Consider the following 21,858-nt stretch of genomic DNA (forward strand, 5'->3'; position numbering starts at 1 on the left):
ACTTGAGCTTACTGCGTCATTTTATTCTGGTTTTTTGTGCTTATACTTTTATCATTTACCATAAGTTAACGGGCGGGCTACGAAGGCAATGGGCCAATCGACCATTAAATACATTGGCAGAAGCTTTGTCAGCCTTTCGTGCAGCCTTGTCTTTTCGTTTCTATAATTGGCTCCAGGAAAATTGGGACGTATTTACCGCTTACCAAGAGGATTTAGGCTGGCTTTGGCATTGATATTTGTTTAAGTCCCGTTAGTTGACAGTGGTGCAACGATCAACGTGATGCCCTATGACGTGGGACAAAAACTAGGAGCTATCTGGGAAGATAAAAAGGCAATCATTGAAGTGACAGGTAACTTAGGAAAGCAGCCAGCAATCCCTTTATTTGTAATGGCTCAAATTGGTGATATTGCACCGATTCAATTAGCGTTTGCTTGGATAAAAAAAATCAATACAGCTCTCATTTTAGGACAGACGAACTTTTTTATTGAATTTGATGTGTATTTTTACCGTTCCAAGATGGAATTCGAGGTTAACCCTAAGTCCTTAATTTGAGGAGATTGTTGAGCATTTAAGAAACCGGGTTTCTAGGAACTTGGCTATATTGTTACTATCACCTATTACCACCACAAATTGCTTATGGAAGAATTACCAAAAATTAAATTTCTACAACACCCTACGTCTGAGGCTTGGGTAAAACAGGCGATCGCCAATATTCCCACGATCCTCTTAGATCATTCCCATTGTGAGCGCAAAGCAGCAGGAGTCGCTCTAAACCTGATGTTCCGCTATCCCTCCAGTCAGGTGTTAGTCAGGAAGCTAACGGCGATCGCCCAGGAAGAACTCGAACACTTTGAGCAAGTTAATCAATGGTTAGAGCGTCTCAATATTCCCCTGGCTCCCCTTTCTGCTCCTCCCTATGGTGCTGGATTAAAAGCCCAAATTCGGCCGTCTGAACCGGAACGAATGCTCGATTCTCTGTTAATTTCTGCCCTCATTGAAGCCCGTTCCCACGAGCGTCTCGGACTGTTAGCGAACCATCTTCCCCATCCAGAACTAGCGAAATTTTATCGCTCTTTAATGGCTTCTGAAGCGCGCCATTACGGGATCTACTGGATTTTAGCAACAACCTATTGCGATCGAGAAGTTGTCCAATCTCGCCTAGAAAGTCTGGCGCAAGTTGAGAGTGATTTGCTCTCTAACTTACATCCAGAACCCCGGATTCATAGTTGAAATTTATTCTAACCCTAAAATCTCCCGAGCCTTTTCTAACAACTCATCGGGATCAAACGGTTTAGTCATATATAAATTCGCCCCGACTTCTTCCCCTTTTTTCTTGTCAAACTCTTGCCCTTTAGCAGTTAGCATGATAATGCAGACTTCCCTCAAATCCGGTTGCTTTTTAATTTGATAACAGACATCAAACCCGTTCATTTTGGGCATCATCACATCTAGAAAGACTAGATTAGGCTGCTCTTCTTTAATCAAATTTACTGCGGTTTCTCCATCTGCTGCAAATAATAGTTCTACTCCTTCATCTTCCAGCTCTTCTAGGGTTTGTTCTAGTAGAATTCTGATATGATTCTCATCATCTACAATTAACACTTTCTTATCCATTATCAGTATAAAACCTCGAAGATCTCCACCGTTTGTGTTTTACCTTTGACATTCACTAATCCTACCTCCTTAAAATTAAAGTAGTCAACGGTGCGATCGTAAATGCTTCGATCCACTAGAATTTGCCCTCCTTCAGCTATGGACTGCAACCTTGATGCAGTATTAACTTTATCTCCAATTGCAGTATAATCAACGTGCTGACGAGCGCCAATATTGCCCACAACAACCTTACCTGAGCTTATACCAATACCCGTTTTGAAATTTTCTCGAATCCAAGGAACGGGCATAGATTGTAGGCATTTTTGCATGGCGATCGCCGTTTGAATCGCTTTTTTTTCACTCTGTTCTAAAGGAGCAGGTGCGCCAAACATGCAGACAATCATATCCCCCACAAACTTATTCACCGTTCCCCCATAGCTAAAAATCACATCAACCATATGGGTAAAATAAATATTTAAATATTCCACCATGGTTTCTGGTTCCAGCATTTCGCAATGAGTGGTAAAATTACGAATATCGGAAAAGAGCATGACCAAATCTTTTTTACCCGTCTTCAGTAAACTTTCTTCCTTATTATCGATAATGGCTTTGACCAATTGCGGAGACATATACCGCTCTAAATTACTTTTAATTCGTTCTTCTTGCAACTGATAATTATGCAAACGAGCATTTTCCATTGCATTAGCCGTTTGAGAAGTTAAAGCAGTCAACAGTTTTAAGTCTGCGGCTCGATAATTAATCGGTTCAGAATGACCGATCCAAATTACTCCAAAAGCTTCATACCGACTTTTGAGAGGAGAACAAATTAATGCCTTATTTAAACGATCGATTTCAGTTAACCGAGAATCATGTTCTACGTCATTAATGACTTCAGCTACTCCTGTCGATAGGACATAACCCATGATCCCCTCATCAATCGCTAAATTGTACAGTTGTGAAGGACAATCTCCAAATTGGGCTAGAGTAGTAAAGCGTCCATTTTCTGGATCAACTAATAAAACTGCTCCTTGGGTAGACTCAATAATGTTGCGTGCTTCTTTGAGTACTAACTCAGCAATCACCCCCATATCTAAGCAAGCACTCATATCCTCAGAAATACGATATAAGAGATTGATTTCTTTGTATCGCTCTAGAGTTTCATTGACCAATGCTTTTTGAGAAAGAGCTTGACGCACCAGATAATTTAATAAACTGGATACCGCAGAACTGCCTTGATCTCCACATACCCAGCCAATCACTTCTCCTTCCGCTTTAATTGCATATTCTTGAGGGAAGAAAGGATGGACAGAACCCATTAACAAATTTCTATTTGCATCGAAAATGCCTACCTTTCCAGGAAACAGATCAACACACTCTTGAATCAAGGTTTGAGTGATTGATTTATTAATTAATGACTTCAGTTTTATGGCCATTCTGCATAGGGGGATTCTCTAATAACAAAACAATGATTTGATCGTTGCCTTTTTGAAAGTTTAAAGTTTTTACTAATCTAGAAGTATTAGATATATTCACATCAGTAATGACCAAATCGGGATGAGCAGCAAACAGAGCGTCCTCCGTATTCATAACTTTCATATGATATCCTTGAGCTTGGAGAATTTCCGTTAAAGTTTGTGCGCTTGAAGATTTTTGATCGAAGACTAAAACTCGTTTAGATGAGTATTGTTGCTTCAGCAGAGTCTGCACCCTCTGTAAAAATTGTTCTGAGCTTATGGGTTTCGTCAGATAATGATCTACACCAATACGATAACCTCTTTCGGAGCGATCGTCAGCAGAAATCATCAGAATGGGAATTTGCATGGTTTCTGGATCATTTTTGAGAATGGCAGCTACATCAAATCCATTCAACTCTGGCATCATCACGTCTAATACCACTAAATCTGGTTTTTGCTGCTTAATTTGAGCGATCGCCTCCTGTCCATTGGCTGCTTGCCGCACTTCATAGCCTTCAACATCCAAATGTTGAGTCAACAACTCTCGAATATTAGCATCATCATCAACAACCAAAATCACTCGTCGTCTTTGCTGCTGATCGTCCTGATAATCTGGAGACACATTCGTTAACTTTTGTACTAACTGAGGCCAACCCATATCCCCTTTGCTTTCTGATATCGGCAACCAAAATGCAAATGTACTTCCCACACCCACTTCACTTTCTACCCAAATATGCCCTCCATGATGCTCAATAATTTCCTTACAAATGGGCAATCCTAAACCTGTCCCTTTGGGTTTATTAATCAAAGTATCGCCTACTTGCTTAAACTTCTCAAACACTTTGGGTAAATCTTCTTCTTGAATTCCAATCCCTGTATCGATTACTTGCACAACTACAGTTTCACCTCGTTTTTCAGCCTTACAGCTCACCATCCCTCGATCGGTAAACTTGACCGCATTAGAAATTAAATTAATCACAACTTGCATTAATTTATCTTCGTCTCCAAGAATACTGGGTAGATTCTCCTCAACTTCAACGACCAATTGAATATCATTCTGACTAAATAGGGAGGTTGTCGCGACTGTCGCTCGTTCAATTACCTGGGTAATGGCCACCGGTTGATGCTTCCAATCCACTTTTCCGGCTTCCATTTTGGCGATATCTAAAACATCATTAATTAAAGCGGTTAAACGCACACCTTCCGATACAATAATGTCTAGGTTGGTACTTACTTGAGTTACCGCACGTTCCACTTTCTTCTCGGTAACATCAACCCTAGGCAGGAGAACTTCTTCTAGTTTTTTCTTAATCAGTTTGGCAAATCCTAAAACCGAAGTTAAAGGGGTTCTCAATTCATGAGAAACCGTAGAAATAAACTCGGTTTTCATCCGATCCACTTCTTTGTCTGTGGTAATATCTCTGACTAAGAAAACACAACCGATAAATTGCTGCCCTAACTGGGGATCGGTTTTGAAAACACCCGTGGCAACGATTTTCCCAATTCGGTTTTCCGATAAATCTATTTCTGAGTTGAATATATTTTCGGGATTTTTTTTAACTTTTACTCCCAGTTCAGCAAATGTTCCTCCAAAAATATCTTCACTCCTTCGGTTGACCAAACTTCCCTGCTCTAATCCAAACAACTTGAATAATGCTTGGTTACTTTGAGTGATCGTTCCATCTGTATTCGTAACCAATAAACCATCAGCGATATTATCAATAATTGAAGTTAGATTAGCCAGGGTATCTTGTAGAGACTGTGTGGCGGCTGTCACCTGATTTTCTAACTCATTTTTGGATTCTTGCAGTTGATCGATCATCTGATTAAATGCCTGTGCTAACGTTCCGATCTCATCCTCTGTTAACACAGGAGCTTGCGAGCGAAGATTGCCCGCACTCACTTGAATGGCTGTTTCCGTAATCCCTAAAATGGGTTGAGTGATACGACGAGAAATCAAATAAATAATAATCAGTAAAAATAAAGCTGCACTTAATCCGATTTGCAAAATCTCCTTCAACAGTTGATGTGCCGGTGCAAAAGCTTCAGCTTGGCTCATTTCTGCTAATAAAGCTAGATTTTGATTGGCCATCCAGACATAGGCTCCAATAACTGGAATCCCTTGATAATTCCTATAAAGTCCTACCCCATCAATTCCTTGAGTTGCTTGTTGAATTCCCAAGCTATCGACTTCTTTTAATTCTTCTTGATTTTCTTGTCCTTGAGTCGCTTGCTGAGAAATAAATACATTTCGGTTTCCTAATCGGCCAATTAAGTAAGTTGCACCCGTTTGTCCTAAACCTGTTTTCTCCCTAATAATTTCATCAATTCCTTGTAAATCCAAGTCAACTGTTAATACCCCCAATCGTTCACCTGATTCAGCTAAAATTGGAGTTCCTAACGTAATAGCAGATTTGCGGGTTATGGGAGAAGTATAGAAGCTGGGAATGACAGTATCAGATTGGCCATGGTTAAAGTAGGTGGTAGTTTCTCCTAATGGTTGATAGGTTTTTTCTTTAGTCGGGTTAGTAGATAGAGCAACAATGCCTCCTGTACTTAACAAAGAGATTTCTTGTAAACTTGGTTTCACTTCTGAAAATTCTGATAACTCTTGGGAGATTTCTTCATAGGCGATTAACTGATAAATAGTTGACAAGTTTAATAGATCTTGAGACTCGATGTTATAACTCTCTTTAAATTTGGCAACTGCTTGCTCTAAACCCCTGCCATAAATTCCATCTAGTTCTCCATCATAATATCCTAAATCTTGCAACAGTTGCTGTAGTTTAATAATTTCTTGCCGATCGGATTCTGGAGTTAGGGGAGTGGATTGCTCTTGTTGGTTAAGCAAGTATTTAAAGTACCGTGCAATTGTAGGAGATCGTGCGATCAATTGCACATCTTGGTATTGGGTTTTTACCCAATCATCCAATTGGTACTCTTTGAGGGATGTGGCTACTTGCAACCTATTATACACAGAATCTCGGAGAGAGTCTCTTGCCCTGACATAGGCAGCGATCGCCACCAGACTAACGGTCACTAAGGACAAGAGAGAAAAAGAGGTCACCAACTGAGACAGGAGACTTTTTCGGAGAAACTTCAGCATAAAACTTGCCTCAAAGAAACGTAGGATTCAATGTACCTATGTACTAGGAAAGTTACTGCCAATCCTGAAAAATGGTTTTAATGGCAGCGATCGCCCGATCCGTGGCAGCTTGAGCGGATAAATCTTTCGTCACCATCTCGGCAATCACTGTCCCCCAAATATTTTGACTTTGCACCTCACTATAGGCTGGATTCAAAGCTTGAGCAAATGGACGAGTCCGATAAAATTGTTTAGAGGCTGTTGAAATGTGCGGATCATTAGAATCTTGCCAAAATGGATCTTCCAATAGTTGAGGCATAACCGGGAAAAACCGCCCTTGAGAGCCTTGAATATAAAGTTTGAGATTGTCCGGTTCAATCAAATAAGATAACAACTTCTTCGCTTCATCTTTGTACTTAGAAGACTCAAAAACAACAACTTGCTTAATGGATACCATTGATGTCATTGGATCGCCATTCGGTTTATTCGGCCAAGGAGTGGTGACCAGTTGCTGCTGATAAGTGCTTTGATCTTGTCGTTGCGATCCAGGAATAGACAAGGTAGGATTAATCGTCATCAAAGTGGAACGACTCAAGAAAGTGACATTGTTATCTGCATTCCCCCAGTTTGTTGCTTCTGGAGGAACATATTGTTGTTTATAAAACTGGGTATAAGCGGATAGGGCCTGGGCAATTCCTTCGCGCACTTGGGCCTTGTCTACTTGTAAGTCTCCCGTGCTATTAACCAGCTCCACATCAAAAGCTGCCAAAAATTGCTCAAACACAAAGAAAGTATCTGAGGCTGAAGCAGACATGGGTAACCCCATACTATAAAAATTACTTCGTCCTTGATTCCGTATGGGAGCTTGCGCCTGTTCCCAAAACGCCCAAAATTGATCCCAACCTTCAGGAATCGCTTCTTCTCCTTGACCAAGGGAAGAGAGCAACGGTTGCCAATAATGAATATGATTAGTCATTTGAGTGATCGGTGCTGAATAATAACTGCGCTCTCCCGTAGTTTTGTTTAAGTATTTAACTGCATTCAAGACTGCTGGACTATACAAAGATTCGGCGGCTTCTATCACACTGGAAACATCAGCTAACTGATTATTCCAAGCCAGTTTAGGAATAAACGTTAAATCTGCATCATGGCTATACAGAACATCAGGGGGATTGCCAGCAGAGATAGCCCGTTCAGCTTCTTGAAGAATATCACCTTCACTATAAAGGGTGAGTTCCACCGGCAAGCCACTATCATTCTCCCATTGTTGCACTAACCGCCGGATCGCTTCCGTTTCCTCTGGATAATACCCCTGACTCCACCAAATCCGCACACTATCACCACCACTGCTGGTAATGCTTGTCGGAGAATCTTGACGTTGACCACAGTTCGCTAACGTCAGACCGAGCAAAAATAGAGATAAGTTTGTAAACTGCCGCCGTTTCATAAATTTGATATCCAACACTACATCATGCATAGGCAAGATCGATGCCATCATAGTGTATCATGCTCTTCTGAAAACCGTTTATTAACAGTCTTTATGCTATATCTATAGCTTGTGAATAATTTCTGCTATGGTTTATACGACTAGGACGAGAAAATTTAGGATGAAGATTGGGCTGTAATTGATAACCGATAGACTGAGGGGCTGTTTTCCGGGTTAAGGATGTCAAATAGCTCTTTTTTTGCCGTCTCATCCACTTCCCTAGCCGAAAAAGCCAATCGAAAAAAATAGCTTTCGCCAATCAGTTGAGCGGTCACCATACCCAATAAGGCAGAAGCCGCCTTATCTGTACTGATCTGAATCTGGTGGTAGCGATCGCCTAAAATCACTTTTCCCTTAGTCATTCCTAAACCACACATTGAAGAAACCATCGAAGAAACGGTTTTATGGTGATCAAAAGATTTATAGTTTAAGAGAAATTTTTCTAGATCGGCTCCACCATTGTGGGTAGCAAAAAACAAACTTTCTAATTCAAATGCCTTAGGATTTAACATCACATATCCACAGCGCAAATAACCCACAACATTTTTAGGAAAATCCAACTGATACCCTAGATCGACTTGACCAGCGCTCATCGCAATACCTACTTGTTTCTGGATCGATCCTAACGGTGTTTCTACCCAACCCGTAGCCCAAACTTTTCCCTCATCTGGATCGAAGTGTATTACTGGATCGACCCGTTGTAAATCATCAATGCAGGGAGTTCCAGGGGGTTGGAAAATTAAATGACCGGAAAAATGATCGTCTACCCAATCAATGTCATCATAATAGCCATGATATAAACTACCACATAGCCAGTTTGACGATACTTCCTTAAACCATAGTCGATCAATACATAGCCCGCGCTCGCAATTGAGCCTCAGCTTAAGCTTCTCTGTTTCCAAGATTAACCACTTATTACGACGCTCTACCTGTAACTGATCGGGTAAGGAAATATTAGCATTTCCAGATTTCAATCGAGGAACCACAAAAACTACGCCTAACTGATTAGCTAGGGTTCTTAAGCGTTGCTCGTAGTCTATAAAGCGTTTAGGTGTAATATGAGTGCGAAAATCGCTACCCCATAAGTAACATAACTCCTGCCAAACTGGATTCGTATAACTGACCCGATCTTTGAGAGCATTATAAATTGACCAACATCGGTTATTGATCTCTAAATCTGTACCCGTTACTGCCCACCTGGTGATATTATACTTTCGTTGCTTCTTGACTGGAATTGGATCTTCTGAAGATTCTAATGACAGACTATGACCAGCTAGAGGGGATGAAATTTTCTCTAAGATATCACTTACATGAATAAACTGAAATCGATTATCGTGTTGTAAACTTTTAAATAAATCATAGATTTTCTGCCATTCATCTAATTCAATTTTGGCTTCTGTTGCATATCGACCTGGACGGAAGTTAAACACCTCTGCATCATTTCCATATAGCATCAATGTTCGGTTTGGTTCAGAAAGATGATTCACTAGATATTCGTCTATATATTCATCCCAATTTATTTCTCCATAAATGTATTTTTGAAATTTTTGAAATGCAATGGAATTGTTCCAGATGACGGGGATTTTTTCTCCGCTTTGACTACAAGCATATTGGGGGTAATAACGCCATTCAAACTCCCACTCACGGTGATACCGATAGGGATTATTCCATTCCATAATAATAGCTTTATATCCTGCTTTTAAATAATGGGAAACTAAACTAGCAGAATAGGCTTGTTCATTCACTAACGCCACTTGTGGATGTATCCCTAAAATCTTGTCATAAACCTGATGCCCCCAATAGAGATTGGCTTCATTTATGGCTGAAGGGACAATAGGGCCAATAATTTGTGCATATCCACTACCAATCAATTCACACTTGCCTTGACCAATTAAATAACGTAGTTGATCCATCCATTTCTGATCGAGTTGTTCTGCTACTTCTAGGGTATAACCTGTCGCTTCAATAGCTATAGGTATATTGAATTCAGTTGCTAGTCTGAGAACTGGCCAATAGCACTGTTTCATGACTATAGGGCGTTGCTCTATCTCGATGGATGAAAAGGCAAAATTGAGATGAAATAGAAGCATTAAAGAGAGTCGATCGGCAGATTCTCTTGAATGAGAATTTAGAGGATTTGTAGAGGATATTTTTGAGGATTGATGAATCATTGTTTTTGTCTATACAGAAGGAGAGAGAAAATCTGAAATAATCCAATGTAACCCAAGAATATAAGATGGAATTAAACTGATTCCTTAAGAACGACACTATACCCCAAATAACCAAACCCAAATGGGGAGAGTGAACAACAAGATGATACAGCCAAGAGCCAAACAGGTTACGGCTAAATCTTCGTCCAAATGATAGTTTTGCGCAATCACTAAAGTTGCAAATGAAGGGGGCATAGACATTTGCAAAACCATAGCTAATCGAGGCGCACCATCAACACCAAAAAACATCAATCCGGTTCCGACAACTAGTGGAGCTAATATCATTTTAATCAACAAACAAGTTGAGGCTTGTTTAAGCTTTCCTAGGGTTTGGAGTTCACTCAATTTAATCCCAATTAATACCAAGGCAATCCTAGTCACAGTCCAAGCCGCATTATATAAAGTTATTTCCACGGTATCAGGTAGAGGGACATAGCGAAATCCTAAGCCAAATAATAGGCTCCAAAACGCAGGATTATTTCGAGTAGCTTTAAAGACTCTTTGTAATATGGATTCTTGCTTTTGATCGCTGCTACCAAAGTAGGCAGCGAGGGCAACCCCAACCACATAAACCGCGATCGCCGATCCTAAGAGATCGTAGAATAACCCCCAGGCAATGTAGTCTACTCCCACTAACCCTAAAACCACAGGAATACCTAAATACCCAGTATTGCCACACATCATCGCCAGCATAAAGCTGCCTTGAGTCGATTGACTCCATTGACTATTAATCACAGTAATTTGAGGACCTTCTAGGGCTGGATTTAACCCTCTGGCAATGTCTCGTAAGCGCTCATCGCTCACCCCCAGATCAATCCAAGTCCAGGCAAAGGCTGCACCCACACCGACGGCAATCCAAGCGGTTAACGGCGCAATCCAAATTCCGCCGGAAAGATCCGTTTTGCGTAAAAATGCCACAATACTAATGGGTACACCAAACAAAAATAATCCTTTCCCTAAATAGGAACTACTGTTCTTGGGTAATAGGGTACTAATCAAAAATTTGCCGATACCCCATCCCAATAGTGTCCAGCCAATCAAAGGTAGATATAGCTTGAGTAAGTTTTCAACTAAGGGAGTCATGATCGCTTAAACTTTTGGTGGACATATCCATCTATACAGCCGTGAGACAACTGTACCGTAACTATTTAATTCGAGACTGGGAAGTTGGCGATCGCCAATCTGTTGCCACCCTAATCAGTTCTGTTTTAGCCGAATATGGTCTCAGTTGGGAACCCAAAGGAGCCGATTGCGATGCTCTAGAAGTCGAAAGTGCGTATTGGCGAACCGGCGGAGAATTTTGGGTGATTGAAGGCGATCGCCAACTGATAGGAACTGGAGGATATCATCCCATATCTAAAGGGTACAAAGCTGTAGAAATTCGCAAAATGTATTTATTACCCTCTGTACGCGGACAAGGACTTGGCTCTTTTCTCTTAAATACTTTAGAATCAAGGATTCAATCCCAAGGGTATCAAGAGATTTGGGTAGAAACAGCCTCCGTCCTCCAAGAAGCGATCGCCCTCTATGAAAGCAGGGGATACCAGAGAGCAACCGGAGTCGAAACCCCTCGCTGCGATCGGCTCTACATCAAAACCCTCTTGACCTAACTTAACATTTGCCCAGTACGCGATCCAGGACAATAATAAAGCTGTACACATACTCTGAAACATACGTTGCATGACTACAGCCGGACTCACCTCTAACCTCATTAACGGTATCCTCTCCATTAAACCCCTCGCCACCCTAGCCAAACACCAAGCCCGCAAAATGATCATTAAACGCGCCGAAAAAATTGGCGTTCCTTGGCGAGAAGAAGTCAAAACCCTGCAAACCATTGATTGGACTCCCCGACTACAAACGATCCAAAACCCCAACATCACCTACCCCGCCTATTACCTCCAACCCTTCCATGCTTACGAGCAAGGCGATCTCTGTTGGGAAGCCGCCTTAGAAGCAGAAGTCGCCGCCAAAGCAGTTCATGCCCATTTACAACGTTAACCGCGTTAGGCTATGGAGATATTGTACCTGTTAATAAATTTGCTATGACTTTAGCTATTTCAGAGGCGATTGTAGGGTTAATGTATCCATCTATTTTTATTGCTAGATTAGTAGGCCTGTATACAACACAAGCCAAAGCTAATGAAGACCACCCAAACATAGGCTAGGATGTCATAAGTATCACCCAAATCTTGTATAGGATTAGAGAGTGTCTACCAGAAGAGTATTCCCTACCCCCTAGCGCGAAGCAACGATCTATCCTATCTTATCCCTAGATCCGAGGGCAGTCTAAAGTCTAATTGGGTTTCACTCGCATCAACACTTGTCCGAACTCAATGGGTTGGGCATTTTCCACCAAAATTTCTACCACCTCTCCAGAAACTTCCGCCTCCAGTTCATTCATCAACTTCATCGCCTCAATAATACAGACTGTATCCCCTACCTGAACTCGATCGCCCACTTCCGTAAATGGAGCATCATCAGGAGTTGGAGCGCGATAGAATGTACCCACCATGGGCGATTTAATCTCTTCTAACTTTTGTTCTAGAGGAGGTGGAGACGCTTCACTTGTTGGAGGCGCTGCTGGAGAACTTGGTGTAGGTGGTGCCACTGCAGTTTGGACAACTGGGGGAGATACGGCAATCTGAGAAACATTGGTTACCGTTCCAGTTTCTCCCTTACGAACTGTCAACTCAAAGGCATCACTCTTTAACGTCAACTCCGCCACATCGGTTTGACTTACAGTAATAATTAACTCACGGAGTTCGTCAAAGTTCAAATTCACAGTTTCTTCACCCTTTCTCTAGTGTTTGGAATACAATCGTTTTAACCCGTTTGGTTAATGCCGTTACTTTTCTCGACCTAAGTACTCATCATTGCGGGTGTCAATTTTAACTTTTTCTCCAATGGAGATAAACAAAGGAACCATAACCGTTGCGCCGGTTTCCACGGTAGCGGGTTTCGTTCCTCCAGTGGCTGTATCTCCCTTCACACCCGGATCGGTTTCTGTAACTTCTAAAACGACAGAATTCGGTAATTCTACCTCTATCACTTTTTCGTCCCAAGTCAGGACATTCACTTCCATACCTTCCTTGAGATATTTAACACGATCGCCGATTTGGGATTCATTCAGGCGACTCTCTTCATAGGTCTCCATATCCATGAATACAAGCTGATCGGCATCTTTATAAGTATACTGCTTGGTTCGCTTCTCTAGGTTGGCTTGAGGAACTGTTTCTCCTGCGCGGAAGGTCCGCTCAACCACACTTCCTGTTTGGGCATTCTTCAGCTTCGTCCGCACAAAGGCAGATCCCTTACCTGGTTTAACGTGTAAGAACTCGATTACCCGCCATACACCGCCATCGAGTTCAATGGTCACGCCCGTTCTAAAATCGTTACTCGAAATCATAAAAACGCTGGGTCGATTTAGATTATGCAATCATTGGCATCCTATTTTAACCCCCGTTGGGCCTTTTGTTTAAGTTTGTTGGGGATGGGAGGATAGGGGGATGGGGAAGATTGCCTTTTGCCTCTTACCTATTCCCTATTCCCTACGTCGTGTATTCAGCGTTAATCTTGACGTAATCGTAGCTAAGATCGCATCCCCACGCTTTGGAGGTTCCCGGACCATTGCCGATGGAAACACCGATTTTAACGGTATCGGCTTGCAAATATGCACCTTGGGCAGCTTGTTTCATGTATGCGCTGGCAGCATCGCGGTTGAATGTAAGGGGTTGACCATTCTCTATCATCTTGAAGTCGCCTAACGTAATATTGAGGTTTTCTGCTTCAAAGTGGACTCCAGCACGACCGGCAGCAGCCGCAATTCTTCCCCAGTTGGGATCGCGGCCAAAAATGGCCGATTTGACAAGGGATGAGCCGACAATGGTTTTAGCTACTTGACTAGCCGCTTCTTCGTTATCTGCACCAGAGACTTCGACTTCGAGTAAACAGGTTGCACCTTCTCCATCACGGGCGATCGCCTTGGCCAAATATTGGCATACTGTTGTTAACATGGCTTCGAGTTTTTCGGCTTCCGGCCCCATGCTGGTAATGGCGGGAGTGCGAGATTGACCATTGGCTAGGGCAATCAAACTATCATTGGTGCTGGTATCGCCATCGACGGTAATTTGGTTAAAGCTGCGGTTCGCTGCTCGGCCGAGCATTTCTTGCCACAGATGAGGGGAAACTGTAGCATCACAGGTGACGAAGGCTAACAGGGTGGCCATATTGGGATGGATCATCCCAGACCCTTTGGCAATACCACCAACGCGGACGGGGCGATCGCCAAATTCGGCTTCTAGAGCGATCGTTTTTGGCACTAAATCCGTGGTCATAATGGCTTTAGCAGCGGTATCTGAGCCTTCACTCGATAAACTGGAGACCACTTGGGGAATACCAGAGCGCATGGCCTCCATTTTAATTCGCTGACCAATGACACCAGTAGACGCTAAAAGGATCGACTTCGGATCGATATTGAGAGCTGCGGCTAACAGCGATGCACTCTCTAGAGCATCATTCCATCCAGCTTCCCCTGTCGCTGCATTAGCTTGACCAGAGTTACAGAGAATGGCTTTAGCGCTCGCTTTTTTCTCCAAACGCTGACGACAGTAGTCTACACAAGCAGCACGGACTTGTACCGTGGTAAAGACTCCTGCGGCGATCGCTTCCACATCCGATACAATCAACGCTAAATCCGGTTGTCCTGAAGGCTTTAAACCTGCTGTAATGCCTGCGGCTTGATACCCCTTCGGTGCAGTGACTCCGCCTTCTATGACTTGCCAATCTGACATACCTGTAAATTCCCCTGCTGTCAATCGGTACGAAAGGCAATTATAGCGCTTTGCGCTGGTAATGGGTAATAGCAAGGCAATAGGCCATAAGCCATAGGAAGTAATCCCGCTCCCTTCGACTCCGCTCAGGGAGCGTCTGCGTCTGTGCGTCCCCTATTCCCTAAATTCCCCAAAAAAAATAAGGAGAGCCACAGGACTCTCCCTACCATCAGGGTGCATCTACTTATCATATTATTACATGGTAGGGGTGTGGGGTAAAACCCCTTTTTGTAATTTTTTGATGAAAAAATTGGGGCGTTTTAAGCCCCATTTTCGTACAAAAATCAGTGTTTTTTCTGATTCTATTTATTTCGATCCCTAGAAGATGAATTAATTCACGAAATATTCTTAAGCGTTATCTTGGATAAAACAACTGGTTTTCTGGTGAAATAGGGAGATTTAGAGTAATATACCAGCATTACTACGTAGATAACTACGGATCGGAGATCTTGGTGGTAATATCAAGAAATGATGAAGCTCAAGCATCTAACTGCTTGGCCAAGAGTTGGTTAGTTAACTTGGGATCGGCTCGACCTCCAGTTTTCTTCATCATTTGCCCTACAAAGAAACCTTTGAGCTTGGTTTTACCATTGCGGTACTGCTCCAGTTCCTTGGGATGAGCGGCTATTACTTCAGCAATCATGGCGTTGAGGGTTTCGGGATCGGAAATTTGGGTTAATCCCTTACTTTCAACTAATTTTTCCGGCGATCCACCTTTGGTAAGCAATTCCGGGAGCAGATCCTTGGCAATTTTCGAGCTAATGGTTTTGGCTTCAATGAGCTTGATCAACTCAGCTAAGGCTTCTGGACTGAGGGCAATTTCGGTGATTTTCACTTTCTCGGCATTGAGATAAGCCGCAATATCGCCCATAATCCAGTTTGCCGCCAGTTTGGGGGTTCCGCCAGCCGCGAGGGTTGCCTCGAAAAAGGTCGCGACGCTGCTATCATCGGTGATTACGCGAGCATCATAGGAGGATAAGCCTAACTCGGTTTCATAGCGATCGCGTTTTTGTGCGGGTAATTCGGGTAATTCTCCCTTCCATTGGGAGAGTCGATCCGCAGAAACCTGAATTGGGGGTAAATCCGGTTCAGGAAAATAGCGATAGTCGCTCGATCCTTCCTTACTCCGCATACTGATGGTGCGTTGCGCTCCTTCTTCCCACAGGCGAGTTTCTTGGAAAATGGGTTCTCCCGCTTCAATGGCTTCAATTTGCCGTTCAATTTCATAATCAATAGCTTTTTGAATGGCGGTAAAGGAGTTCATATTCTTAATTTCCACCTTCACGCCAAACTCTTTTTGTCCCACAGGACGCACGGAAATATTCACATCGCAACGCAGCGATCCTTCTTGCATATTGCCATCGCTAACGCCCAGATAGCGGACGATGCGGCGTAATTCTTGAGCATATTCAGCCGCTTCTTCGCCAGAGCGTAAGTCGGGTTCCGAGACAATTTCAATCAGAGGAACGCCTGCCCGATTGTAGTCTACCAGGGAAAATGTGGAACCAGAGAGGCGATCGCTACCCCTATGGACTAATTTTCCAGCATCCTCTTCCATGTGCAAGCGGGTAATGCCAATTTTTTTTCGTTGCGGTTTCCCCTCTTTATCCGCTAACTCAATTTCCAGCCACCCATGTTCGGCAATCGGCAGATCGTATTGAGAAATCTGATAATTTTTGGGCAGATCGGGATAAAAATATTGTTTGCGATCGAACTTGCTGTATTCGGCGATCGTGCAGTTCAGGGCTAAACCCGCTTTCACGGCATATTCTAAAACCTTCTGATTCAAAACGGGCAACACCCCCGGTAAACCCAAGCAAATGGGATCGATATTTGTGTTCGGTGTTGCACCAAAGGCTGTGGAGGAATAGGAGAAAATCTTGGTTTCCGTACTCAGTTGGCAGTGAGTTTCCAAACCAATAATCGCTTCATACTCGGTTTTTGCAGGTGCAGCAGTGGCCATAGGTGAAGTCTTCTTTTAAGTTCAGGTTAACTTCCATTATCGCCGATCTGTGGGGGATGAGGGATCTTTTTCATGGGTGTTGTAGATTAGCCCTCTTCTGTCACTCTCCGAGAATGAAGATAGAATAAAATAGAGTATCAATAGCTAAAAGCGAGATAGATCAATGGATGTAGAGTTACAGATCTTAAAACATTGTTCTTATTTATGGAGGGGATTTAATAAATTGATTAACGGTGTTAATCAATTTCAATCCTTTTATCCTTCCGGATAATTGGCAGATTTCCTATTCATTGAACTCGGAGAGTGACAGAAGAGGGATATTTTAGATTTTGATAACAAAATTTTAGATCCCTGGAAAAAGTTTTTGAGATTATTTGCTGATTGAGTGGGATTAGAAGCTATCAATTTATACTTTTTATAAACATTTTTTTGCCTGTTCTGATTCATGGGAAATAAATTGAGCAGGTCGGACATATTGATTCAAGATTCTCTCTATCCGATCTAGTCCAATTTCTTCCATGAAATCCACCCTTCTCTCCTCAACCAACAAATTCGTTTTTTCTATGTAGTTTCCAATTTTAGAGCCAAGTCTATCAATCCCTATATTAGGAACACCTAAAATGTCAGCTAAAATAATCGAGTGCAATCGATTTCCGAATTAGTCTAGATAAGGACTGGATTCTCAACAAATTCGTTGGACGATCTCGAATATTAACCGTCCCTCCTCCCAAAAAAATTCGATCGCTCTTGAGAATTAAGAGAAGTTTTTGTAACTTCGATAATTTTTCTTCACCATAAAAGGTGACTTTTTCATTATTTTTAGGGTAATAATCTTCTTTGCAGAGAATGAAGATATTAACGACATCAGATCGACAGGAAAAATAGTTACTGAGTTGCTTGACAAATAAATCATCTCCAATATTCCTCTGTCCATAATATCCCATCAGCAAAATATTCATGGATTTTCCTCGGTAAACTTTGTAGAATTATTATATCCCATCTTAAGAGAACTCTTTTGTTGCCCGACTGTCACGCTGAGACCCAATGATTAAAAACTCATACTATTCCAGGTTTCTGCGGCATCTGATATTGCTCGATCGACCGTTTTTTCGTCTAACATAGCGGCTTGTAGGTTGTCGTAAAGGGCTTGTTTTAATTCAGTTAATCCTTTCATCGCGGGAATTAAAACTTCTGCGGAGTCTAATTGTTGGGAGCTGATTAAGCGGGCAGTTTCTACGGGAGTGGATTGGGGAGTAGACTGAAGTTCACTTTGATACTCTTGTACGGATTCTACGGTAGAGGGTAAGACATTGGCGGCTTCGGTAAAAGCCAGTTGGTTTTCAGGGTTGGTGACGAAGAGGGCAAATTTGAGGGCGTTTTCGGGTTGATCGGTTTGACGAGGGATGACTACGTTCATGACGGCAACGTTGATTTTACCGGTATTTCCGGTGATTTGGGGAGAACTTTGGGTGACTTCGGCAATGGTGGGCGCGTTGGTGGAGATCGCATTCATAAATTCTGGGCCAGAGAATAATAGTGCCACTTCGCCAGCTTGGTATAATTCAATGGCTCGCCGATGTCCCTGGGTTAGCACTTCCCTGGGTAACCAGCCTTTTTGGTATAAATCCACCCAATATTGAAAGGCGGCTTTACCTTCCGGGGTGTTAAACGCAGCTTTGCCTTCCTCATCCACTAACGTTACACCCATTTGTACCATGGACTCTAGGACTTCCGAGGAATCTTCAGGGACAAAGGTGACAAAAAAGGCGAATTTTCCGGTTTTTTCTTTCACCTGTTGGGCGACTTGTGCCAACTGAGCATAGGTTTTCGGAGGTTCCGTAATGCCCGCTGCCTGTAAAATGGATTGATTATGTAGAGTAATACGGGTGGTGAGATACCAGGGTAAACCAAATGTCATCTCATTGAGGGTATTGGCTTTCCAAATACCAGGTAAATAGAGAGAGCGATCGCCCTCACTAATACGCTCCTCCAGGGGTAACCACGCTTGACGAGCCGCCAACGTAGAAGCAAAATTGGGATTCAGGTTCACTACATCCGGAGCCGTTTGTGCTGCCACAGCCGTTAAAATTTTACTCTCCATTGCTGCCCAAGGCACATCCACCCAACGGATGGTTATGTCTGGATTTTCAGCCTCAAACTCGGCAATCAAATCATTGAAATAATCCGTAAACTTAGGTTGTAATTGCATCGTCCAAAATTCCACTTCCCCGGAAGCAGAATCCTTGGGTTGGGGCGTGCCACAACTCATAAGCCAAGTCAGACAAAAGGCGATCGCCATCCATACCCAAAACGACTTGCGACGAAGAGAAAACATCATACACCAACCTAAATAGGAGAAGCTCTAATTATCAAGCATCCAAGCTCAATAATCAATTGACCGATACATTAAGCCACAATTTAAGCTATAACAGGAATATTACAAACCTCTTCTTGAATCAAGAGGCGATCGCCCGACTCCAGATTAGGTTCAGGACTGTTGACTAAATGTTTAGATCATCAACTATGTACAGCTTAGTCTAAGTCTGTCATAGTTGGTCTAAAGTTTTTCAGAACGGAAGCTACTGCTGTGAATCTTCTTGACAACCTCAAAGGTTTATTATCTAAACGGCCAAAAGGGATTGGAGTTGAACTGACTCCAGAACAGATTAATATTGTTCAAGTCCTGAAAAAGGGTCAAGCATACAAACTTCAATCCTTCCACTCCATAGAAGTGCCAGAAGGTATCTATGAAGATGGACAGATTTTAGATGCTCCCGCGATGGCAGAACTGATTCAAAGCTGTCTGGAGGAAAATAAAATTACCGTAAAAAATGCCGCTTCTGCGGTATCTGGACGAGAAGCAGTAACCCGCCTGATCCCTGTCCCGGCTGAGTTAGATGATAATGAACTGCGGGAAATGGTACTAAACCAGGAAGCCGGATTATACCTGCCTTTCCCGCGAGAAGAAGCAGATGTAGATTACCAGAAACTCGATCTGATGGTCGATGATGATGGTATTGAAAAGGTCCGGGTTTTATTAGTAGCGACGCGCAAAGAGGTCACCGATAATTATATTAATACCTTTGAACAGGCTGGGTTACGTCTGGATGTCTTAGAAATTAGTAGCTTTTCTCTGATTCGTACCATTCGCGAAGAATTGCGACACTTTGCCCTAGGGGAAGCTGTGGCGATCGCTAATATAGAATTTGAAGGCACAGAAATTGCGATCGTTGTGGATGGAGTACCCCAATTTTCCCGTACCGTTCCCATCGGCACCAGCCAGATCCAAAATGCCCTCTGTCAAGCGATGAACCTGCCCCCATCCCGGAACCCCGAAATTCTCCAAGGAATGACCATTCCCCTAACTCCCGTAGATAGTGTACAAACCGGTATGACTGGCTCCAACCCTGGCGCGGCTGCTATGGTAAGAGTATTGGGAGAATTGGCCGATGAACTGCGCCGATCCATTGACTTTTATGTAAACCAAGGGGAAAACCAAGAAGTCGCCCAACTCCTGCTCGCCGGGAGTGGGGCGGGAATTGGTCAATTAGATGAATTTTTAACTCAAAGGCTCAGTGTTCCCACATCCCAAGTCGATCCCATTGAAGCACTGTCGTTGGAAATAGACCAGGAAATCCCCCCTGCCCAACGGCCTGGATTGGGTATCGCCTTGGGCCTAGGCTTACGATATGTGATATAGAGGAAAACACCCATGTATGGACTCGATATTAATTTTCTTAAGGATAGACCCGGATATTTAGAGACTCCCGCAACCAACCCAAAAGGAGGGGGAGGCAGTAGTACTAGTCCCACGAATGCAATTCCCATTATCGCCGGTTTGGTCGTAGGGGCAGCCGCTGTGGGTGGAAGCTTGGGGGTAAAACTATTCGTTATTGACCCGCAAAATGCCGATCTGCAAGCTCAATTAGATGGAATTAACGCTAATATTGAACAACAAGAGGCGAAAACCCAGGAAATTGGGGCAATACAAGCCCAAACTGATGCCATTCGTACCCAAACCCTGGCCCTGGCAACGGTGTTTAACCAGATTAAACCCTGGTCAGCTCTGCTGCAAGAAATCCGCGATCGCGCTCCGGCAAGCATTCAGATTAGTAGTGTTGAACAAATCGAGTTTGAACTGCCCGATCCTAATCCCCCCGAAGAAGCACCAGACGCAACCATCAATATTAAAGGGCTACAAATTCAGGGAAGCGCCCGCAGCTATGATGATGTGAACGATTTTATGCTACTGCTGAAAAACTCCGATTTTTTAGCTGGCGAAAAAACTAAACTCCTTCGTGCCAACCTGGAAGCAAACAACACTCAAGTCGAAGTACCAGAAGGTAGCGATTTAGAAGTTAGCCTTCCAGATGTGGTTGCCTTTAACATTGAAACGCCCTTATCCGATAAAGGGGCATCAGAATTAATGGCCCAACTAGAAAGTAAAGGAGCCATTGGCTTAGTCAGTCGGATTGAAACATTAAGAGAAAAAGGAATTTTAGAATAATGACACTAGCAGGAGATTTAGGAACAGTCGGGGCTGAAGACGAAGGCAAAGGTGGCAGTCCAATTAATCTATTTATTGGCATTGGCATTGGTGTAGTGGGCTTAGGAATAGCTGCATTCTTAGCCTATAGCCAAGTGCTGCCTGCCATGGAGAAAAATAAAGAACTGCAAGCCGAGGTTAATGATAAACAAATTCAGGTTAGACAAGAGCAAGAATTGCAAAATCAGCTTCTGGCAGCCCAAGAAGATCAAGAATTAGCCAAGCAGCAAAGCCAAGATGTGGCGACCCTATTTGCAGATGATGCTGCTCTGGATACTCTACTGCTCGATATTAACCGCATTCTTAAGGAGCGAGGGGTGGAGTTAATGCAGTTTGAGCCAGATTCTCAAGGCATACAATTAGTAGAAGATGGTTCATTAGGGACAGCAGTTGATGGTAAGCTCAGAAGCCAGGGTTACCGCCTCCAATTTTCGGGAACGTTCGATCAGACTCGTTTGGTATTACTCAATCTTGAGCGCCTGCAACCCTTATTAGTGGTAGATTCCATGAGAGTCACGGTTGATCCATCTTCCCAAGAGGTGTTATATCAAGGGGGGAGTTTAGTCGCCCAGAATGCACCTAAACTAATGACAGAAATGGAAATCAAGGCTCTGCTTCCTGCCGAACTCCCCCCCCCACCGCCACCGGAAGCTGAAGCTGAAGCCGCCCCTGAAGGTTAAAACGACCA

The 21,858-nt window shown here is 43.1% G+C and carries 19 protein-coding genes and 2 pseudogenes; 9 read left to right on the forward strand and 12 right to left on the reverse strand.

What is annotated here, in order from left to right; genetic code table 11:
* The 3 genes and pseudogenes from J7545_RS05675 to J7545_RS05685 form a co-directional block, all read left to right on the forward strand.
* Positions 1-233: pseudogene (locus tag J7545_RS05675) on the forward strand (IS701 family transposase); the annotation flags it as partial.
* 47 nt (positions 234-280) lie between these two features.
* Positions 281-553, forward strand: a complete 273-nt coding sequence (locus tag J7545_RS05680; protein WP_318719280.1) for a hypothetical protein — start codon at positions 281-283, stop codon at positions 551-553.
* Positions 554-637: 84 nt separating this feature from the next.
* A complete protein-coding gene (locus J7545_RS05685) occupies positions 638-1,231 on the forward strand; it encodes a tRNA-(ms[2]io[6]A)-hydroxylase (protein ID WP_318698249.1) in 594 nt (197 codons plus the stop codon).
* Positions 1,232-1,234: 3 nt separating this feature from the next.
* On the opposite strand, the gene J7545_RS05690 is transcribed toward J7545_RS05685, so the two are convergent.
* The 6 genes from J7545_RS05690 to J7545_RS05715 all read right to left on the reverse strand — a co-directional run bounded on the left by J7545_RS05690 (position 1,235) and on the right by J7545_RS05715 (position 10,912).
* Positions 1,235-1,615 carry a response regulator transcription factor gene (locus tag J7545_RS05690; protein WP_318698248.1) on the reverse strand — a complete coding sequence of 127 codons (381 nt, stop codon included), beginning with the start codon at positions 1,613-1,615 and terminating at the stop codon, positions 1,235-1,237.
* A gap of 2 nt (positions 1,616-1,617) precedes the next feature.
* Positions 1,618-2,910 (reverse strand): adenylate/guanylate cyclase domain-containing protein, encoded by a 1,293-nt coding sequence (locus tag J7545_RS05695; RefSeq protein WP_318698247.1) that lies wholly within the window; start codon positions 2,908-2,910, stop codon positions 1,618-1,620.
* Positions 2,911-2,998: 88 nt separating this feature from the next.
* Complete coding sequence (locus J7545_RS05700) at positions 2,999-6,154, reverse strand: ATP-binding protein (RefSeq protein ID WP_318698246.1); 3,156 nt, start codon at positions 6,152-6,154, stop codon at positions 2,999-3,001.
* Positions 6,155-6,206: 52 nt separating this feature from the next.
* A complete protein-coding gene (locus J7545_RS05705; RefSeq protein ID WP_318698245.1) occupies positions 6,207-7,631 on the reverse strand; it encodes an ABC transporter substrate-binding protein in 1,425 nt (474 codons plus the stop codon).
* 104 nt (positions 7,632-7,735) lie between these two features.
* Entirely contained in the window at positions 7,736-9,646 is a 1,911-nt protein-coding gene (locus tag J7545_RS05710) for a hypothetical protein (protein WP_318698244.1), read from the reverse strand.
* A gap of 240 nt (positions 9,647-9,886) precedes the next feature.
* On the reverse strand, positions 9,887-10,912 hold the full coding sequence (locus J7545_RS05715; protein ID WP_318698243.1) for an AEC family transporter: 1,026 nt from the start codon (positions 10,910-10,912) through the stop codon (positions 9,887-9,889).
* A gap of 41 nt (positions 10,913-10,953) precedes the next feature.
* Between J7545_RS05715 and J7545_RS05720 the strand changes: the two genes are divergently transcribed.
* From J7545_RS05720 to J7545_RS23925, 3 genes and pseudogenes are all read left to right on the forward strand, one after another.
* Positions 10,954-11,439 (forward strand): GNAT family N-acetyltransferase, encoded by a 486-nt coding sequence (locus J7545_RS05720; RefSeq protein WP_318722909.1) that lies wholly within the window; start codon positions 10,954-10,956, stop codon positions 11,437-11,439.
* A gap of 70 nt (positions 11,440-11,509) precedes the next feature.
* A pseudogene (locus J7545_RS05725) lies at positions 11,510-11,815 on the forward strand (SAM-dependent methyltransferase); the annotation flags it as partial.
* 59 nt (positions 11,816-11,874) lie between these two features.
* Positions 11,875-11,997: a hypothetical protein gene (locus J7545_RS23925; RefSeq protein ID WP_413039285.1), complete on the forward strand. Its 123-nt coding sequence runs from the start codon at positions 11,875-11,877 to the stop codon at positions 11,995-11,997.
* Between the two features lie 128 nt (positions 11,998-12,125).
* Here J7545_RS23925 and accB read toward each other — a convergent pair whose 3' ends face one another.
* The 6 genes from accB to J7545_RS05755 form a co-directional block, all read right to left on the reverse strand.
* Complete coding sequence (gene accB / locus J7545_RS05730; protein WP_318698240.1) at positions 12,126-12,614, reverse strand: acetyl-CoA carboxylase biotin carboxyl carrier protein; 489 nt, start codon at positions 12,612-12,614, stop codon at positions 12,126-12,128.
* 63 nt (positions 12,615-12,677) lie between these two features.
* A complete protein-coding gene (gene efp / locus J7545_RS05735; protein ID WP_318698239.1) occupies positions 12,678-13,238 on the reverse strand; it encodes an elongation factor P in 561 nt (186 codons plus the stop codon).
* A 142-nt stretch (positions 13,239-13,380) separates the two neighbouring features.
* Positions 13,381-14,622, reverse strand: coding sequence for a bifunctional ornithine acetyltransferase/N-acetylglutamate synthase (gene argJ / locus J7545_RS05740; protein ID WP_318698238.1), 1,242 nt, complete (start codon positions 14,620-14,622; stop codon positions 13,381-13,383).
* Positions 14,623-15,139: 517 nt separating this feature from the next.
* Positions 15,140-16,624, reverse strand: coding sequence for an Asp-tRNA(Asn)/Glu-tRNA(Gln) amidotransferase subunit GatB (gene gatB / locus J7545_RS05745; protein WP_318698237.1), 1,485 nt, complete (start codon positions 16,622-16,624; stop codon positions 15,140-15,142).
* A 623-nt stretch (positions 16,625-17,247) separates the two neighbouring features.
* Positions 17,248-17,583 carry a hypothetical protein gene (locus tag J7545_RS05750; RefSeq protein WP_318698236.1) on the reverse strand — a complete coding sequence of 112 codons (336 nt, stop codon included), beginning with the start codon at positions 17,581-17,583 and terminating at the stop codon, positions 17,248-17,250.
* A gap of 89 nt (positions 17,584-17,672) precedes the next feature.
* Complete coding sequence (locus J7545_RS05755) at positions 17,673-18,959, reverse strand: ABC transporter substrate-binding protein (protein ID WP_413038597.1); 1,287 nt, start codon at positions 18,957-18,959, stop codon at positions 17,673-17,675.
* A gap of 252 nt (positions 18,960-19,211) precedes the next feature.
* On the opposite strand from J7545_RS05755, the gene pilM reads away from it, so the two are divergent.
* The 3 genes from pilM to J7545_RS05770 are packed head-to-tail and all read left to right on the forward strand — an operon-like array spanning position 19,212 to position 21,850.
* The gene (gene pilM / locus J7545_RS05760; RefSeq protein ID WP_271938611.1) at positions 19,212-20,324 is read left to right on the forward strand and encodes a type IV pilus assembly protein PilM; all 1,113 of its coding nucleotides are present in this window, start codon (positions 19,212-19,214) and stop codon (positions 20,322-20,324) included.
* Between the two features lie 12 nt (positions 20,325-20,336).
* Positions 20,337-21,131, forward strand: a complete 795-nt coding sequence (locus J7545_RS05765) for a PilN domain-containing protein (RefSeq protein WP_318719281.1) — start codon at positions 20,337-20,339, stop codon at positions 21,129-21,131.
* Positions 21,131-21,850 (forward strand): hypothetical protein, encoded by a 720-nt coding sequence (locus J7545_RS05770; protein WP_318698233.1) that lies wholly within the window; start codon positions 21,131-21,133, stop codon positions 21,848-21,850. The genes J7545_RS05765 and J7545_RS05770 overlap by 1 nt, the downstream gene beginning before the upstream one ends.
* The last annotated feature ends 8 nt before the right edge of the window (positions 21,851-21,858 follow it).

This window comes from Roseofilum sp. SBFL, assembly GCF_017746885.1.
Taxonomy (GTDB): domain Bacteria; phylum Cyanobacteriota; class Cyanobacteriia; order Cyanobacteriales; family Desertifilaceae; genus Roseofilum.

Bases quoted from the DNA above. Each gene is read 5' to 3' on its own strand.
- J7545_RS05765 (WP_318719281.1), top strand. From the start codon at position 20,337: ATGTATGGACTCGATATTAATTTTCTTAAGGATAGACCCGGATATTTA.
- J7545_RS05695 (WP_318698247.1), bottom strand. From the start codon at position 2,910: ATGGGTTCTGTCCATCCTTTCTTCCCTCAAGAATATGCAATTAAAGCG.
- J7545_RS05770 (WP_318698233.1), top strand. From the start codon at position 21,131: ATGACACTAGCAGGAGATTTAGGAACAGTCGGGGCTGAAGACGAAGGC.
- efp (WP_318698239.1), bottom strand. From the start codon at position 13,238: ATGATTTCGAGTAACGATTTTAGAACGGGCGTGACCATTGAACTCGAT.
- J7545_RS05755 (WP_413038597.1), bottom strand. From the start codon at position 18,959: ATGTTTTCTCTTCGTCGCAAGTCGTTTTGGGTATGGATGGCGATCGCC.
- J7545_RS05705 (WP_318698245.1), bottom strand. From the start codon at position 7,631: ATGATGGCATCGATCTTGCCTATGCATGATGTAGTGTTGGATATCAAA.
- J7545_RS05700 (WP_318698246.1), bottom strand. From the start codon at position 6,154: ATGCTGAAGTTTCTCCGAAAAAGTCTCCTGTCTCAGTTGGTGACCTCT.
- J7545_RS05680 (WP_318719280.1), top strand. From the start codon at position 281: ATGCCCTATGACGTGGGACAAAAACTAGGAGCTATCTGGGAAGATAAA.
- argJ (WP_318698238.1), bottom strand. From the start codon at position 14,622: ATGTCAGATTGGCAAGTCATAGAAGGCGGAGTCACTGCACCGAAGGGG.
- gatB (WP_318698237.1), bottom strand. From the start codon at position 16,624: ATGGCCACTGCTGCACCTGCAAAAACCGAGTATGAAGCGATTATTGGT.
- J7545_RS05750 (WP_318698236.1), bottom strand. From the start codon at position 17,583: ATGAATATTTTGCTGATGGGATATTATGGACAGAGGAATATTGGAGAT.
- J7545_RS05715 (WP_318698243.1), bottom strand. From the start codon at position 10,912: ATGACTCCCTTAGTTGAAAACTTACTCAAGCTATATCTACCTTTGATT.
- J7545_RS05685 (WP_318698249.1), top strand. From the start codon at position 638: ATGGAAGAATTACCAAAAATTAAATTTCTACAACACCCTACGTCTGAG.
- J7545_RS05710 (WP_318698244.1), bottom strand. From the start codon at position 9,646: ATGAAACAGTGCTATTGGCCAGTTCTCAGACTAGCAACTGAATTCAAT.
- J7545_RS23925 (WP_413039285.1), top strand. From the start codon at position 11,875: ATGACTTTAGCTATTTCAGAGGCGATTGTAGGGTTAATGTATCCATCT.
- J7545_RS05690 (WP_318698248.1), bottom strand. From the start codon at position 1,615: ATGGATAAGAAAGTGTTAATTGTAGATGATGAGAATCATATCAGAATT.